Consider the following 15,882-nt stretch of genomic DNA (forward strand, 5'->3'; position numbering starts at 1 on the left):
TGGCGCGATGGATCGGGAGATGTTCGAGCTCTATGTCAGGGGCATTTTGGCCCCGACCCTGCGCACGGGCGATGTCGTCATCCTCGACAACCTACCAGCCCACAGAAGTGCTGTGGCCCGCGACATCCTCAGCGACATCGGCGCATGGTTCCTGTTCCTGCCCAAGTACAGCCCCGATCTCAACCCCATCGAAATGGCATTTTCAAAGCTCAAGGCCCTCATCCGAAAGGCCGCTGCACGGACATATGACGAATTATGGAAGGCGGTCGGTCATGTTTGTAACCTGTTCACCCCTGACGAATGCTACAACTTCTTCAAGGCCGCTGGATATGAAACTGATTGAACCAGACGCGCTCTAAAATCGCGCACATTGGGCACGGACTTACCTTGGAAAAGCAGGATTGCTTGAGTCTCCCAAAAGAGGAACACATGTTATCACCCAGAGGGGGAGAGATTTTCTCGCCACTTCACCGGAGCGAATATCCACCTCTGATCTCAAACAGTTCGAGAATTTTCGTGAATGGCAGACAGCAAGCAGCCCGACCATTACTTCGCCCCTAGATACTGAAAAGTTTTCAGATTCAGAAGCTTCTTCTTCACTAACCCCAGAAGATACAATCGAAACAGCGAAAGAGAAAATTGACCTCGCCTTGTCCGAGGAGTTGCTTGCCGCCCTTTATCAAATGTCACCAATAGGATTTGAACAGTTGATCTTGGATTTACTTCAAGCCATGGGCTTTGGACGTGGAAAAGCGGAGTATCGTAGACTTACACCCGCAACAGGAGACGGTGGCATTGATGGTGTGATTAACGAGGATGCGCTTGGGTTGGACGCGGTCTATATTCAAGCCAAGCGATATGCACATGACAACAAAGTTTCTCGCCCCGACATTCAACGGTTTGTCGGATCACTTACAGGCGAAAGCGCAACAAAAGGTGTTTTTGTCACGACTTCTGATTTTTCCCGTGAGGCAGTAGCCTACATCGATAGAATTCAGCAACGGGTCGTTCTTATTAATGGCAAGACACTTGCTAGGCTTCTTATTGATTACGACGTGGGGGTTCGCGTCCGCTCGGTTGTGAAAATCAAAAGCTTAGACGAAGACTATTTTTCTGAGCGTTAATCCGTTTGCGCGGAATCAAGGGCGGTCAGGCCCGCCGCGCAAGCGTCATGCTGAAAGCATTCCTGCGGCATGACGCGCCCCCCCCGAGCGGCGGCGCTTTGGCAGCCAGATGCGCATAGCCTCATCTCTCGATGTACATTGCTGCCATAAAGCGCCGCAGCCCGGCCTACGCCGCGCCACCGCGCGCGACACCGCTTGCGCGGCTCGATGCGCTACACCTGTATGCGCGCAACTGTCAGCGGACACCGAATCGGGTCCGCAGATCGCTCTCACTATCGCGCCGCAATCCACACGCCTAGATTGCAATGCGCCCCGCGCTACAATCCAAACCCCTCAAAATGCTGTAAAATTCGCCGTTCGCCCGCGGATTAGCGGTGTTCTGCGCCCGATTTCACCTGTCTGTCGTGGTATTGCGTCACCCTGTGTGCAACAGTCTCGCCTTGTTCACGTGCTGGGTCTGAGTGCTGTCTGAAGCCGTTTTTTTGGCTGTTCGTGTCAGGATTAGCGATGAATATCACTTCCAAAGGCACCGGGTTCCGGCCCGTGAAATGCGCCACCTGCGGCCATGCCAACAAGTTCAGGCGGTCGAATTGCAGTTCTTGCGGACGCAAGCTTCCGCCATGGAACAATTTTGATTTCTGGGCGTTGCTCGTCGCGATTGGTGTCATCGTATATATCGCGCTGGGCTGACGCGCCGCCCGTGGATCAGCGCGTCGGCACCGGCACCTCGCCCCGGTAGTCATAGAACCCGCGCTCTGATTTGCGGCCCAGCCAGCCCGCTTCGACATATTTCACCAGCAGCGGACAGGGCCGATACTTGGTATCCGCCAACCCGTCATGCAGCACGTTCATGATGGCCAGACAGGTGTCCAGCCCGATGAAATCCGCCAGTTCCAGCGGCCCCATCGGGTGGTTCGCACCCAGCTTCAAAGACTCGTCGATCGACTTCACCGAACCCACGCCTTCATACAGCGTGTAGACCGCCTCGTTGATCATCGGCACCAGAATGCGGTTGACGATGAAGGCGGGAAAATCCTCGGCGCTGGCGGCGGTCTTGCCCAGTTTCTCGACCACGCTGTGCAGGGCTTTGTAGGTCGGCTCATCCGTGGCGATGCCGCGGATCAACTCGACCAGTTGCATCACCGGCACAGGGTTCATGAAATGCAGCCCCATGAACTTTTCCGGCCGGTCGGTGCGGCTGGCCAACCGTGTGATCGAGATGGACGAGGTGTTCGACGTCAGGATCGTATGCGGCTGGATATGCGGCAGCAGGTCTTCGAAAATCGCGGTCTTGACGGTTTCACGCTCGGTCGCGGCCTCGACAATCAGGTCCGACGGCCCCAGCTCTGCCAGCTTGGTGGTGGTGCGGATGCGCGCCATCGCGCTTGCCTTATCCTCTGCCGTGACTTTGCCACGGCTGACTTGCCGCTCGATATTGCGGTCGATCAGCGCCAGTGCGTTGGCCAGCGCGTCTTGCGACATATCGCTAAGCCGCACGTCATGCCCCGTCAGCGCAAAGACATGGGCGATCCCGCTGCCCATTTGCCCCGCGCCCACAATGCCGACTGTCTTGATCTCCATCTGCCGCTCCTGTCTGGTTCCGGCGCCAACATAGGGCCGGGGCGGGGGATGCTGCAAGCGCGAATGGATCAGCGGGCGGGCAGCAGTTGTTGCACGATCCCGACCACCATCAGATACAGGCTGGTCACGATCAGCCCCCACGACACCACTTGCGGCTGGGCAAAGCCTGTCCATGCCGCCCAACCCGCCAGTGCCGTCCAGACCAGCGCCACCGGCAGCGACACCGCCCGCCAGCGTTGCGTGCGCACAGGGTGGATGAATTTCAACGGGGTGAACATGGCGATGGCCAGAAACACCACCGCGCAGAGGATGACCGCCGCAGAGGGCTGCACCGCAAAGAATACCAGCGCCGCCATGTTCCAGCAGCCGGGGAAGCCCTGAAAGCTGTTATCCGTCGTTTTCATACGCGTGTCAGAGAAATACAGCACCGAGGTGAAGGTGATCGCGATGATCGCGACCCAACCTGTCCAGCCCGGCAACAGGTCCGATTGGAACAGCGCAAAAGCAGGAATAAACACATAGGTCAGGTAGTCGATGATCAGGTCCAGAAGCACCCCGTCAATGATCTGGGCGTTTTTCTTGACGTGGTAGCGCCGGGCCAAGGGACCGTCGATGCCGTCGACGATGAAGGCCACCACAAGCCACAGGAACATCATCGCCCAATCGCCCTTGGCCGCGTCCAGCAGCGCAAGCATGGCAAAGACCGCGCCGGTCGCGGTGAACAGATGGACGGAATAGGCCTTTAGGGTCAGCAGCACGGGCGGGCCTTTATACGGTTAGCCGCGCGCACGCGGATGTGCGCTTTCGTAAACATCCATCAGGCGGGTGCTGTCAACCGCCGTATATACCTGCGTTGACCGTAAAGAGGCATGGCCGAGCAATTCCTGAATGGCGCGCAGGTCGCCACCCTTGGCCAGCAGATGCGTTGCGAAGGAATGCCGCAACGCGTGGGGCGTGGCGCTGGCGGGCAAGCCCAGTTGCAGGCGCGTCGCTTCCATCACACGGGCGACATGGCGACGGTCCAGCGCGCCGCCGCGTATGGCGCGAAACAGCGGCAGATCGGGGGTTTGCGCATGCGGGCAAGCGCTCAGGTAATCCGCGACCGCACGGCGCGCGACGGGCAGCACCGGCACCAGCCGTTCGCGCCCGCCCTTGCCGGTCATGCGCAGCACGTCGGGCAATGGCGCATCGCGGCCCGTCAGCGAAAGCGCCTCTGACACGCGCAAACCGCACCCGTATAGTAACGTCACAACCGCAACATCGCGCAGACCTGCCCAATCGGCGCGTGTTTGCAGCGCGACCGTGTCAAGCACATCGCGGGCATCGGTGGCCGACAATGGACGCGGCAGGCCGCGGGTATGTTTGGGCGCACGCGTGGCAAGAATGGCGGAGATATCTATGCTCGCTTCATCGGCGATGAACCGCGCAAACCCACGCACCGCCGACAGCTTGCGCGCCAAGGCGCGCGCCGACAGGTCGCGGCCGCGCGCATAGGCCATCCAGGCCCGCATGTCGGCTTGACGGATCTCACCCAGCGCACGCGGCGTATCCAGCCCGCCCATATGCAATGTCATGAAGCCAAGAAAGTCGCGCAGGTCGCTGGCATATGCCGACACGGTGTTGGCGGACGCGCCCGACAACCCTTGTTTGCGCTGCAAATAGCGCGACAGCGCAGCGGCCATCGCAGGCGCGATCAACGCAACCTGCGGTTCCGTCATGCCAGCCAGCGGCGCATTGACCGTTCGAAGATACCCGCAAAGAAGGACAACAGGTCAGTCCCCTGTCCCGGCTTGAATGTATGCGGATTGTCCGACGCCATCACCAGCATGCCGCCCATCCGCTGCGACCCAAGGTCCAGCCGCAGACAGGCTTCGGACCGCAGATCCGCCGCGCGTGGGCCATAGAGCCGCGTCGTGGCGGGCACGGTCTGGCGCAAGATTACCTGCCGCGTGGTGGGCGCATGGCCAAGGTTGACATAGTCGTCATTGAACCCCGGCTCGACCACCACCAGCACATCAGAGATACGCTCCAACGCCGGGTCGGGCCCCGCTTCGGGGCTTTCCAGCACCAGCTTGATGGCATCGACGCGCAGGATCTCTGCGACGTCGCTGCCCAGATTGCGCAGGAAATCCTCGAATTGCGTGGGATCCAGCATACGCAAGATCGCGCGGTGCACCTGGTTTGTGCCCGACAGGTTTTCATACGCCGCCGCGATTACCGCGCGGTGGGTTTCTTCCAGCCGGTCCAGCCGGGCTTCCAGCCGTTCCATCGCCAGACCGCGCAGGTCGACGATATTAGTGCCCATCTCACGCTCGCTGGCGGCGACAAGGGCGCGCATCACGTCCTTGTCGTCCAGAATGAGGGCCGGGTCCGACAAGATTTGCGCGCGAAGCTGGTCCAGCTCTGCGCCAAGGGCCGCTGATGACATGGTATGCCTGTCCGTTGACTGCTGCTTTTTGTTCTGTTTGCCGGACTATAGCAAAGATTACAGGATTTTTTGACCTGTTTTTTCCCAATCCTTCATGAATTGTGCCAGTCCTGCATCGGTCAGCGGGTGGCTGGCCAGTTTGCGGATCACCTCTGGCGGTGCGGTCATCACATCCGCGCCAATACGTGCCACGTCCAGAACATGGTTGACGGACCGGATAGAGGCCGCAAGGATCTGCGTCTCGAACCCATAATTGTCATAAACGGTGCGAATATCCTCGATCAACTCGCAGCCATCCAGTGCCAGATCGTCCAGTCGCCCGATGAAGGGCGAAATGAAGGTCGCACCCGCTTTTGCCGCCAGAAGTGCCTGATTTGCGCTGAAACACAGGGTCACATTGACCATTTTGCCTTCGCCAGACAGCACTTTGCAGGCTTTCAGCCCGTCCCATGTCAACGGAAGCTTGACGGTGATGTTGGGTGCGATCTCGGCCAGCTTGCGGCCTTCGGCGATCATCGCATCTGCTTCTAGCGCGACAACCTCGGCAGAGACGGGACCGTCCACAATCTCGCAAATCTCGCGTGTTACCTCGGTAATGTCGCGCCCTGATTTCAAGATGAGCGAGGGGTTCGTCGTGACCCCGTCCACCATGCCCAGATCGTTCAAATCGCGGATAGCGCTAACATCGGCGGTATCGACAAAGAATTTCATATTCATTCCCCTTCGGCTTGCGACCATTTTTCAGGGACGTCATAGCTGATAGCACAAACCTACGGAACCCCGAAACGCGACCATGCAACCATCCGATGGCCCCGAATTCTTTGACGAAGGCACACCCTGCGGGGTGCTGACCACCGAACCTTTGGGCCGTGTGCTGGATTACCGCGCGCCCGAGGGCGGCTGCTGGATGGGCGCGTTCGTGCAGGTGCCGCTTGGGCCGCGCCGCGTGATCGGGGTGATTTGGGGACCGGCCGACGGGCGCTTCGACCGCACAAAGCTGCGGCAGGTGATCCGCGTGCTGGATGCGGCCCCAATGCGGGCTGAACTGCGCGAGTTCCTGACACGCCTGGCCGACTACACGCTGACGCAACTGCCCATGGTGCTGCGTTTGGCGACGCGCGTGCCGGGGTTGGCGGACGGGCCGGTCACGCGCAAGCTGCTGTTTCGCGGCGATGGGTTGCCGGACCGGATGACCGACGCCCGCACCCGCGTCATGGCCGCGCTGGAAGAATTCGGCGGTGCGGGGCTTGCGCCAAGCGAGCTGGCCCATGCAGCGGGCGTCGGAACAAGCGTGGTGCGCGGGCTTGTGACAGCGGGCGCGCTGGCAGAGCGGGCCGCCCCGCGCGACCAGCCGTTCCCAAGGCTGGACCCTGCGCGCCCCGGCCCGGTATTATCGGACGATCAGGCGCGCGCGGCAGATGCCTTGCGCAAGGGCCAGAGTGGCTATGGCACATGGTTGCTGAAGGGAGTGACCGGGTCGGGCAAAACCGAAGTGTATCTAGAGGCGGTCGCCGATTGCCTGCGCGCGGGGCGGCAAGCCTTGGTACTGTTGCCCGAAATCGCACTGTCGGCGGAATTTCTGACGCGTGTGGAACACCGCTTTGGCGCCAAACCCGCCGAATGGCATTCGGGCGTGACCCAGTCAGAGCGCCGCCGCTTGTGGCGCATGGTTGGTCAAGGCGGCGCGCAGATGGTGGTGGGCGCGCGATCTGCCCTGTTCCTGCCGTTTCAGAACCTTGGGCTGATCGTGGTCGATGAAGAACACGACACATCCTACAAGCAGGAAGAAGGCGTGTTCTACAATGCTCGCGACATGGCGGTGCTGCGCGGCGCACTGAACGGGGCGCAAGTGGTGCTGGCCAGCGCGACACCCAGCTTGGAATCGTGGGCCAATGCGGAAGCGGGCAAATACACAAGGCTGGACCTGACAACGCGGTTTGGCCCCAATGCCCTGCCCGAAATGGCCGCGATTGACCTGCGCACCGAGGCGCTGCCCGCCAACCGCTGGATATCACCCAGCCTGCAAGCCGCCGTCACAGCGCGTTTGGGGCTCGGCGAACAGGCGCTTTTGTTTCTGAACCGGCGCGGCTACGCGCCCTTGACCGTATGCCGTGCCTGCGGCCACCAGATTGCCTGCACTGATTGCGATGCCCGCATGGTCGAGCATCGGTTCCTGGAACGCCTTGTCTGCCACCAGTGCGGCGCGACCGCGCCCATCCCCACCAAGTGCCCCGAATGCGGGGCAGAGGACCGAATGGCCCCCGTCGGCCCCGGTGTGGAGCGGCTGGAGGAAGAAACCCGCGCGCTGTGGCCCGACGCGCGCGTCGCGGTACTGTCGTCGGACCTGTTCGGGTCAGCCCGCGCGCTGAAGGCGCAGATAGAGGAAATCGCGGCGGGTGGCGCGGACATCATCATCGGCACGCAGATCGTGGCCAAGGGGCACAACTTTCCGCATCTGACGCTGGTGGGCGTGATTGACGCCGATCTGGGGCTGTCGGGGTCGGACCTGCGCGCGGCGGAACGTGTGTTTCAACTGACGCGTCAGGTTGCCGGTCGTGCGGGGCGGGCCGACAAGCCGGGCCGCGCACTGATCCAGACCAGCCAGCCGGACCACCCGGTCATTCGCGCGATCCTGTCGGGCGACGAGGAAGCCTTTTGGCAGGCAGAGGCCAAGGCGCGGCGCGCCCTGTCCATGCCGCCCTATGGGCGCTTGGCGGGCATTATCCTGTCAGGGCCGGAACTGGAGCCGGTTTTCGCCTTGGGCAACGCCTTGGCGCGCAATGATGCGGCGTTGAGGCGGATCAATGCGCAGGTCTTCGGCCCTGCCCCCGCGCCCATTGCGCGCATTCGCGGTCAGCACCGCGTGCGCCTGCTGGTCAAGGCCGCCAAGGGCGCGCCCCTGCAAGCAGCGCTTCGCGACTGGACCCGCCCGCACAAGCTGGGGACGAATATGCGGCTGGTGATAGATATCGACCCGCAGAGCTTTTATTGACGGCGGATTGGCCAAGAGGCCCCGGCTCTAGGCCGGGGCGGACGCTGTGTGTCGCAGCTCGCACGCCCCGGCCTTGAGCCGGGGCCTCCGGGTCAGCGCTGCTTTGTTGTTTTGCGCAGCGACCCATTCTTGCGACGGCACTGCGCCGCTACGCCAGCCAGTCGCGGAATTCGGCCATCACGGTGGCGTAGATATCGCGCTTGAAAGGCACGATTGCAGCCAGCATGTCATCCGCCTGCATCCAGCGCCACGCGCTGAACTCGGGATGCTCGGTCGCAAGGTCGATCTGGTCGTCATGGCCAAGATAGCGCATCAGGAACCAGCGTTGCTTCTGCCCACGGTATTTGCCCCCCCATATGCGCGGCACGAGTGTGTGCGGCACATCGTAGGTCAACCACTCGCGGGTTTCGGCCAGTGGCCCGACCAGCGCGGGCGGAACAGAAATTTCTTCTTCCAACTCGCGCAGCGCAGCCAGTCCGGGGTTCTCGCCCGGATCAATCCCGCCTTGTGGCATTTGCCACGCGGGGCTGTCGCTGTCGATACGTTGCGCCCCGAAGACCAACCCCTTGGCGTTGATCAACATGACCCCGACGCAAGGACGGTATGGCAGCGCCGCAATCTGCTCTGGCGTCACAGAATCAGTTCCCGTTCAACGCCGTCAGGCCGCGCAGAATATCGAGGGCATAGGCCAGTTGGTAATCTTCTTCCCGCAGACGGGCCACTTCTTCGGCACGCTCGCGTTCGTCTTCCATCTGGCGCAATTCTTCCTCTGACATGTTGTCGGGGTTATCCAGCCGCCCCCGCAGATTGGCCTCGGACCGGATACGGCCGGAGGTGTCGTCGGCCTCTTCAATCGGCGCGCGGCGCGGCTGTTCGACCACGATATCGGGAGAGACGCCAAGTGCCTGGATCGACCGCCCCGACGGTGTGTAATAGCGCGATGTGGTCAGCCGGATCGCGCCGTCGCCGCGCAGGGGCATGACGGTCTGCACCGATCCTTTGCCAAAGCTGCGTGTGCCCACCACGATCGCGCGGCGGTGGTCCTGCAACGCGCCAGCAACAATTTCCGACGCCGATGCAGAGCCGCCATTGATCAGCACGACAAGCGGTTTGCCATTGATCAGATCGCCCGACTGCGCATTGAAGCGGTCGCCCTCGCCTTCGGCACGGCCACGGGTCGAGACGATCTCGCCTTGCTCTAGAAACGCGTCCGACACGCTGACGGCCTGCGTCAACAACCCACCGGGATTGTTGCGCAAGTCCAGAACCACACCGCCCAGCTCTTCCATTCCGCCCAACTCTTCCACAGCCTCTTCCAGCCCGTCGCGCAGGTTTGGATAGGTTTGCTCATTGAAGGTCGACAGGCGCAGAATGACGGTGTCGCCTTCGGTCCGCACGCGGACAGCCTGCAACTGGATCGTGTCGCGGATGATCGACAGGTCGAACGGCTCTTCTTCGCCTTCACGAACGATTGTGACGATAATTTCCGACCCAACCGGGCCGCGCATCAGTTCTACCGCTTCGGCAAGCGTCAGGCCAAGCAACGGCTCGCCATCGACATGGGTGATCAGATCGCCCGGCTCCACGCCCGCCATATCGGCGGGGGTGTCATCCATCGGGGTGACAACCTTGATAAATCCCTCTTCCTGCGTCACTTCGATGCCAAGACCGCCAAACGACCCGCGGGTCTGGGTGCGCATATCGTCGAAATCCTGCGGCGGCAGGTAGCTGGAATGCGGATCAAGCGATGTCAGCATCCCGTTGATCGCAGCGGCGATCAGGTCCGATGTGTCCACGTCTTCCACATACTGCCCGCGGATACGCTCGAACACGTTGCCGAACAGATCAAGTTGCTCATAAACGTCGCTGCTTTGCGAGCGTTCCTGCGCCATCAGCGGCCCTGTCACCTGTGTCGCAATCAAGACACCGCCCAGAATGCCGCCAAGGCCTGCCAGAACAAATTTCTTCATCATGTCGCTTTCCGATCTTTGCGCGCCCGTATTTCGGGCGGCCGTGTGTTTCCGCTCAGGGTCGAGCGCCAGTCAATGCGAACCATGCCGCCGGGTCAATGGGCTTACCCGTCTCTCTCATCTCAAAATAGAGTGTTTGCCCACGACCGCCACCACCCGCCGCATCACCGCTTTGTGTGGGCATGGTGCCCAGAGGCGCGCCTTGCGGCAGGATTTCGGCGGTTTCGACCAACAGATCGGCCAGACCTACCATCACCAGCAGGATGTCCTCGTCCGGTTCCAGTATGACCACCTGACCGCGTCCGGCCAGCGGCCCGGCATAGCGCACGGTGCCAGCCCAAGGCGCACTGACCAGCGCACCGGGCAAGGTGGCAATATCCAGACCCGGCCGGGCGACACCTGTTGCATCGGGCGCATTGAATGCCCGCAGCACGGTGCCGCGCACCGGCAAGGGCAAACGGCCCTTTGCGTCGCGAAAGCCGCGAATGCGGGCAGTGGCATCCGACACCGTCGCCGCGCGCGCGGCCAAATCCTGTGCGAAAGCATCCAGCGACGCCGCGCTGGCGGCCAGCGCCGCCATGGCGTCCGCATCATCGGACAACCGTTTTGGCAACGGCCCGCGTTCGGCAATCGCTTGCGACAGGGCCAGCCGCGCCTCTTGTGCCGCCGACAGTCCTTGTTCCAAGGCCAGCAGCCCGTATTGACGCGCGCGGCGGAGGGCGGAGATATCGGCCAGTTTCTCGCGAAGATCCATCACTTCGGATCCCAGCGCAGGGGCGACATCGCGCAGCGACAGGCCCGCGCGGGCCGCAGCCAGCGCGCCCTCGGGATGCACCAGCACGCTCGCATCATCCAGACTGGCGGTACCCAGCAGAACCGCCAGCAAGCGGCTAAGATCCGCGCTGCGTTCGGACAAAGCGCGCGTTTGTGCCGCTTCGGTCAGTTGCGCCTCGCGCAGTCCTTCGCGCAGGGCGGCCATGCCGTCTTCATAGGCTTGCACGGTTTCGGTCAGAGCGTCGATGCGGTCGCGTTGCCGCGTTGCGGCTTGCAATGCCTCTGTCGCCGCTTCCATAGCGCGCGCGGCCTCCATCGCGCGGGCGGCTGGGTCGGCCTGAGCGGCGGCGCTGCCCAACGCGAAGACAAGAGCGGCGGCGCGCCATAGTCTCATGACAGAATCAGGCTCTCGCCGGTCATTTCCGGCGGCTGCGCCAGTCCCATCAGCGCCAGAAGCGTAGGCGCGACATCGGCCAGCCGCCCGTCGCGCAGCCGTGCGCTGTCTGGCCCGCCCACCAGCACCACCGGCACAGGGTTCAGCGTATGCGCGGTATGCGGTCCGCCGGTGTCGAGGTCGATCATGGTTTCGCAATTGCCGTGATCGGCGCAAACCAGCATCGCACCGCCCGCCTGCTGCAAAGCGACAAGCGTTGCACCAAGCCCCTCGTCCACCGCTTCGCAGGCACGCATGGCCGCAGCCAGATCGCCGGTATGGCCGACCATGTCGGGATTGGCGAAATTCACCACGATAAGGTCATACCCCGCGCCGATGGCGGCGACGAGCTTTGATGTCACCTCTCCCGCCGACATTTCGGGTTGCAAATCGTAAGTCGCCACCTTGGGGCTTGCGGGCATGGCGCGGTCTTCGCCATCTGCCGCCGTTTCTGTGCCGCCATTCAGGAAAAAGGTGACATGCGGGTATTTCTCTGTCTCTGCCAACCGGAACTGGCGCAACCCATGCGCAGCGACCCATTCGCCCAAGCCATTCTTGACCTGTTGCTTGGGATAGGCCGTGGTCATGAAGGCGTTATGCGCGGTCGAATAGTCGACCATCCCCAGCATGGCGGCCCATTGCGGGGGCTGGCCACGGTTGAAGCCGGTGAAACTGGGCGCGCCAAGAGCGGCAAGAATTTCGCGCGCACGATCTGCGCGGAAGTTCAGACAGAACACCCCGTCACCCGACCGCGCGCCCGCATAATCGCTGACCACAGCAGGCGCGATAAATTCATCCGTTTCGCCCCGCGCATAGGCTTGTTCCACGGCTTGCGCGGGGTTGGCGACCTTGTCGCCCTCTGCCAGCGTGATCGCGCGCCACGCGCGTTCCACCCGCTCCCAGCGGTTGTCGCGGTCCATGGCCCAGTAGCGGCCAATGACAGTGGCGATGCGCGCGCCATCCGGCAGGCTGGCCTGCAAGTCGGCCAGAAAGGCACCAGCGCTTTTCGGGGCCACGTCGCGCCCGTCGGTGATGGCGTGGACGGCAACCTTGACGCCCGCAGCCGCCAGCGCCGTGACTGCCGCCTTCGTATGGGTGATATGGCCGTGAACACCGCCGTCAGACACCACGCCGAAGACATGCGCGGTACCGTTGGTATCGCGCATCTTCTGGGCAAATTCCAACAATGCCGGATTGGAGGCGAAACTGCCCTCTTCAATGGCAAGGTCGATCTGGCCCAGATCCATCGCCACCACGCGACCCGCACCGATATTGGTGTGCCCCACCTCTGAGTTGCCCATCTGCCCGCGCGGCAGGCCCACATCGGGGCCATGTGTCAGAAGCGTGGCAGTGGGACACTCCGCCATGATCCGGTCGAAATGGGGCGTGCTGGCCTGTGCGACCGCGTTGCCCTTGGGCGACGGGTTCAGCCCCCAGCCATCAAGGATGCACAATACGACGGGTCTGGTCATGGCGCGGCCTTTCATGGGCGGGATCGCCAGCGGCGGGCATACGCCTCCGGCGGGAGTATTTGGGGCAAGATGAAGGGCGTTAGCCCTTCAACCGCCGATCGCGTGCCGCCAGCAGTTTCAGGCGTAGCGCGTTCAACTGAATAAAGCCTGCGGCATCTTTCTGGTCGTAAGCGCCGGCGTCATCCTCGAAGGTGACATGCGCTTCGGAATAGAGCGAATGCTCCGACCAGCGCCCGACGCAACGCACGGAACCCTTGTAGAGTTTCAGACGCACGGTACCGGTGACATGTTTCTGGCTTTCGTCGATCAGGGCTTGCAGCATCTCACGCTCGGGCGAGAACCAGAAGCCGTTATAGATGAGTTCTGCATAGCGCGGCATGATGCTGTCTTTCAGATGGCCCGCGCCGGAATCGAGCGTGATCTGTTCGATCCCGCGATGCGCTTCGAGCAGCAGCGTGCCGCCCGGCGTCTCGTAAATTCCACGCGATTTCATGCCGACGAAGCGGTTTTCAACGAAATCCAGCCGCCCGATGCCGTGCTTGCCGCCAAGCTCGTTCAGTTTGGTAAGGATCGTGGCGGGGGACATCGCCTCGCCATTGATGGCGGTGGCATCACCCCGCTCGAAGCTGATCTCGACATATTCCGGCGTATCGGGCGCAGCTTCGGGTGCGACGGTGCGCTGATAGACATAATCGGGCGCATCTTCGGCGGGGTCTTCCAGTACCTTGCCCTCGGAAGAGGTGTGCAGCAGGTTCGCATCGACCGAAAACGGCGCTTCGCCGCGCTTGTCCTTGGCGATCGGGATCTGGTGCGCTTCGGCAAATTCCAAAAGCTTGGTGCGCGAGGTCAGATCCCATTCGCGCCAAGGGGCGATAACCTTGATGTCGGGGTTCAGCGCATAGGCGGACAATTCAAACCGGACCTGATCGTTGCCCTTGCCGGTCGCGCCATGCGCCACGGCATCCGCGCCGGTGGCCGCCGCAATCTCGACCAGCCGCTTGGAAATCAGCGGGCGGGCAATCGAGGTGCCCAGAAGATACAGCCCCTCATAAAGCGCGTTGGCGCGGAACATCGGGAAGACGAAATCGCGCACGAATTCCTCGCGCAGATCCTCGATGAAGATGTTTTCCGGCGCGATGCCCAGCAATTCGGCTTTCTTGCGGGCGGGGTCCAGTTCCTCGCCCTGCCCCAGATCGGCGGTGAAGGTCACGACCTCGCAGCCATATTCGGTCTGCAACCATTTCAGGATGATGGACGTGTCCAACCCGCCGGAATAGGCAAGCACGACTTTCTTGGGGGCGTTTGCGGGCATGATGGCTCCGGTATGGGAAGAACATAGGTTGGCAAGCGGTCTATTGGCTTTGCGCCCCTGCTGCAAGAGGCCGCACGGGGTTTGCACCGCTGGCGGATATGCTATGCCAAGGCCTGACTGGACGGAGGCGATAATGGCGTTAGAGCTTTTGCGCGGGGTGATCCACCCGTGGCACCACGATCATTTCGGGCATATGAACGTGCGCCATTATGCGCCGTTTTTCGACGATGCCTGCTATCACATGTGGACCAAGCTGGGGCTGGCTTATCGCGATATGCTGGCGGAACACGGCGTGCATACCGTGACCGCGCAGGCGACCACGCGCTTCGTGGCGGAATTGCAGGCGGGCGATCTGATTGTCGTGACGGGCGTTGTCACCAAGATCGGCACCAAAAGCTGTGTCTTTTTGTTCGAGATGCGCCATGCCGATACCGGCGCATTGCACGCCACATATGAGGTGGTTGAGGTGTTCTTTGATCCCGCGACGCGCGGGTCCACCGCCATGCCGGGAAGCGTGCGCACCAAGCTGGAGGCCGTACTGGCATGAGCGATTTCGCCGCCCGCGCCCGCGCCGCTGCCGCCCCGATGCGCGCATTGTTTCCGCCCACCCCGCTGCTGCGCAACGATTACCTGTCGCAGAAATTCGGCGCCGATATATGGCTGAAGCGCGAAGACCTGAGCCCTGTGCGCAGCTACAAGATTCGCGGCGCGTTCAACGCCATGCGCAAGCAGTTGGACCGCGCGCCAGAGGGGCGCGATTTCGTCTGTGCAAGTGCCGGCAACCACGCGCAGGGCGTGGCCTTTGCCTGCCGACACTTCGGTGTGCAAGGCACGATCTTTATGCCGGTCACAACCCCGCAACAGAAAATCATGAAAACCCGTGCCTTTGGCGGGGCGCAGGTCACGATCGAACTGACGGGCGATACATTCGATCAGGCGTTGGCGGCGGCACAAAGCTTTTGTGCCGAACGAAACGCGCACTTCTTGTCACCCTTCGACGACGAGGACGTGATCGAAGGTCAGGCCAGTGTCGCGGTGGAAATGCTGGACCAGATCGGCCACGCGCCGGACATGGTGGTCCTGCCGGTCGGCGGCGGGGGCCTGAGCGCAGGGATGACCGCCTATCTGGCGCAAGAGGCGCCGGGGTGCAGCTTGCGCTATGTGGAACCGGCCGGTGGGGCCTCGCTTCTGGCGGCACTGCTTGCGAACGGCCCGGTCACGCTGCCCCGCATCGACAGCTTTGTCGATGGCGCATCCGTCGCGCGGCTGGGCGCACGGACGTTTGCGCGGCTTGCAAATGTGGAACCCGATCATGTTCTGATCGCGCCGGAAAACCGCATCTGCATCACCATGTTGGACCTGCTGAATGTGGAAGGGCTGGTGCTGGAACCCGCAGGCGCGCTGTCGATCGACGTGCTAGAGGTGCTGCGCCCGCAAATCGCCGGCAAGACGGTGGTGTGTGTCGCATCGGGCGGGAATTTCGACTTCGAACGCCTGCCAGAGGTAAAAGAACGGGCCATGCGTTTTGCCGGCACCAAGAAATACCTGCTGCTGCGCCTGCCGCAGCGCCCCGGGGCGCTGCGCGATTTTCTGAGCATTCTGGGCCCTGAAGATGACATCGCGCGCTTCGAATACCTCAAGAAAACAGCGCGCAATTTCGGGACGGTTCTGTTGGGGATCGAAACCACGAACCCCGACAATTTTACCGGGCTTTTCGCGCGGCTCGACACGGCCGGATTTGCGTTTTCCGATATAACAGAAGACGAGATCATGGCCAATTTCGTGATCTGAGGCCC

16 protein-coding genes and 1 pseudogene are annotated in these 15,882 nt (G+C 62.2%); 6 read left to right on the forward strand and 11 right to left on the reverse strand.

Going from position 1 to position 15,882, the window contains the following annotated elements; translation table 11 throughout:
- From ROE7235_RS07205 to ROE7235_RS20795, 3 genes and pseudogenes are all read left to right on the forward strand, one after another.
- The coding region (locus ROE7235_RS07205) for a transposase (protein ID WP_147434180.1) at positions 1–343 on the forward strand (343 nt) is incomplete at its 5' end.
- A 28-nt stretch (positions 344–371) separates the two neighbouring features.
- Positions 372–452, forward strand: a pseudogene (locus ROE7235_RS20790) (winged helix-turn-helix domain-containing protein); the annotation flags it as partial.
- A 93-nt stretch (positions 453–545) separates the two neighbouring features.
- Positions 546–1,124 (forward strand): restriction endonuclease, encoded by a 579-nt coding sequence (locus ROE7235_RS20795; protein ID WP_370743546.1) that lies wholly within the window; start codon positions 546–548, stop codon positions 1,122–1,124.
- A gap of 368 nt (positions 1,125–1,492) precedes the next feature.
- Here the strand turns inward: ROE7235_RS20795 and ROE7235_RS19855 are convergent, their stop codons facing one another.
- The 6 genes from ROE7235_RS19855 to fsa all read right to left on the reverse strand — a co-directional run bounded on the left by ROE7235_RS19855 (position 1,493) and on the right by fsa (position 5,844).
- Positions 1,493–1,792, reverse strand: coding sequence for a hypothetical protein (locus ROE7235_RS19855; protein WP_147434181.1), 300 nt, complete (start codon positions 1,790–1,792; stop codon positions 1,493–1,495).
- Between the two features lie 37 nt (positions 1,793–1,829).
- Entirely contained in the window at positions 1,830–2,705 is an 876-nt protein-coding gene (locus ROE7235_RS07220) for a 3-hydroxybutyryl-CoA dehydrogenase (protein WP_121094120.1), read from the reverse strand.
- 68 nt (positions 2,706–2,773) lie between these two features.
- Complete coding sequence (locus ROE7235_RS07225) at positions 2,774–3,463, reverse strand: CDP-alcohol phosphatidyltransferase family protein (protein ID WP_121094122.1); 690 nt, start codon at positions 3,461–3,463, stop codon at positions 2,774–2,776.
- An 18-nt stretch (positions 3,464–3,481) separates the two neighbouring features.
- Entirely contained in the window at positions 3,482–4,423 is a 942-nt protein-coding gene (locus tag ROE7235_RS07230) for a tyrosine recombinase XerC (RefSeq protein WP_121094124.1), read from the reverse strand.
- Positions 4,420–5,133, reverse strand: a complete 714-nt coding sequence (locus ROE7235_RS07235; RefSeq protein ID WP_121094126.1) for a DUF484 family protein — start codon at positions 5,131–5,133, stop codon at positions 4,420–4,422. The genes ROE7235_RS07230 and ROE7235_RS07235 overlap by 4 nt, the downstream gene beginning before the upstream one ends.
- 57 nt (positions 5,134–5,190) lie before the next feature.
- Entirely contained in the window at positions 5,191–5,844 is a 654-nt protein-coding gene (gene fsa / locus ROE7235_RS07240) for a fructose-6-phosphate aldolase (protein WP_121094307.1), read from the reverse strand.
- 82 nt (positions 5,845–5,926) lie between these two features.
- On the opposite strand from fsa, the gene ROE7235_RS07245 reads away from it, so the two are divergent.
- Positions 5,927–8,125 (forward strand): primosomal protein N', encoded by a 2,199-nt coding sequence (locus tag ROE7235_RS07245; RefSeq protein WP_121094128.1) that lies wholly within the window; start codon positions 5,927–5,929, stop codon positions 8,123–8,125.
- Between the two features lie 148 nt (positions 8,126–8,273).
- Here ROE7235_RS07245 and ROE7235_RS07250 read toward each other — a convergent pair whose 3' ends face one another.
- From ROE7235_RS07250 to ROE7235_RS07270, 5 genes are all read right to left on the reverse strand, one after another.
- Positions 8,274–8,759, reverse strand: coding sequence for an RNA pyrophosphohydrolase (locus tag ROE7235_RS07250; protein WP_121094129.1), 486 nt, complete (start codon positions 8,757–8,759; stop codon positions 8,274–8,276).
- Positions 8,760–8,763: 4 nt separating this feature from the next.
- Positions 8,764–10,095, reverse strand: a complete 1,332-nt coding sequence (locus ROE7235_RS07255; RefSeq protein ID WP_121094309.1) for a S41 family peptidase — start codon at positions 10,093–10,095, stop codon at positions 8,764–8,766.
- A 55-nt stretch (positions 10,096–10,150) separates the two neighbouring features.
- A complete protein-coding gene (locus ROE7235_RS07260) occupies positions 10,151–11,263 on the reverse strand; it encodes a murein hydrolase activator EnvC family protein (protein ID WP_121094131.1) in 1,113 nt (370 codons plus the stop codon).
- Entirely contained in the window at positions 11,260–12,774 is a 1,515-nt protein-coding gene (gpmI, locus tag ROE7235_RS07265; RefSeq protein WP_121094311.1) for a 2,3-bisphosphoglycerate-independent phosphoglycerate mutase, read from the reverse strand. The genes ROE7235_RS07260 and gpmI overlap by 4 nt, the downstream gene beginning before the upstream one ends.
- Before the next feature lie 79 nt (positions 12,775–12,853).
- Positions 12,854–14,086: an argininosuccinate synthase gene (locus ROE7235_RS07270; RefSeq protein ID WP_121094133.1), complete on the reverse strand. Its 1,233-nt coding sequence runs from the start codon at positions 14,084–14,086 to the stop codon at positions 12,854–12,856.
- A gap of 133 nt (positions 14,087–14,219) precedes the next feature.
- On the opposite strand from ROE7235_RS07270, the gene ROE7235_RS07275 reads away from it, so the two are divergent.
- On the forward strand, positions 14,220–14,633 hold the full coding sequence (locus ROE7235_RS07275; protein ID WP_183073382.1) for an acyl-CoA thioesterase: 414 nt from the start codon (positions 14,220–14,222) through the stop codon (positions 14,631–14,633).
- A complete protein-coding gene (gene ilvA, locus ROE7235_RS07280) occupies positions 14,630–15,877 on the forward strand; it encodes a threonine ammonia-lyase IlvA (protein ID WP_121094137.1) in 1,248 nt (415 codons plus the stop codon). Before ROE7235_RS07275 ends, ilvA begins: the two co-directional genes overlap by 4 nt.
- The last annotated feature ends 5 nt before the right edge of the window (positions 15,878–15,882 follow it).

It is taken from the genome of Roseinatronobacter ekhonensis (assembly GCF_900499075.1).
Lineage (GTDB): Bacteria > Pseudomonadota > Alphaproteobacteria > Rhodobacterales > Rhodobacteraceae > Roseinatronobacter > Roseinatronobacter ekhonensis.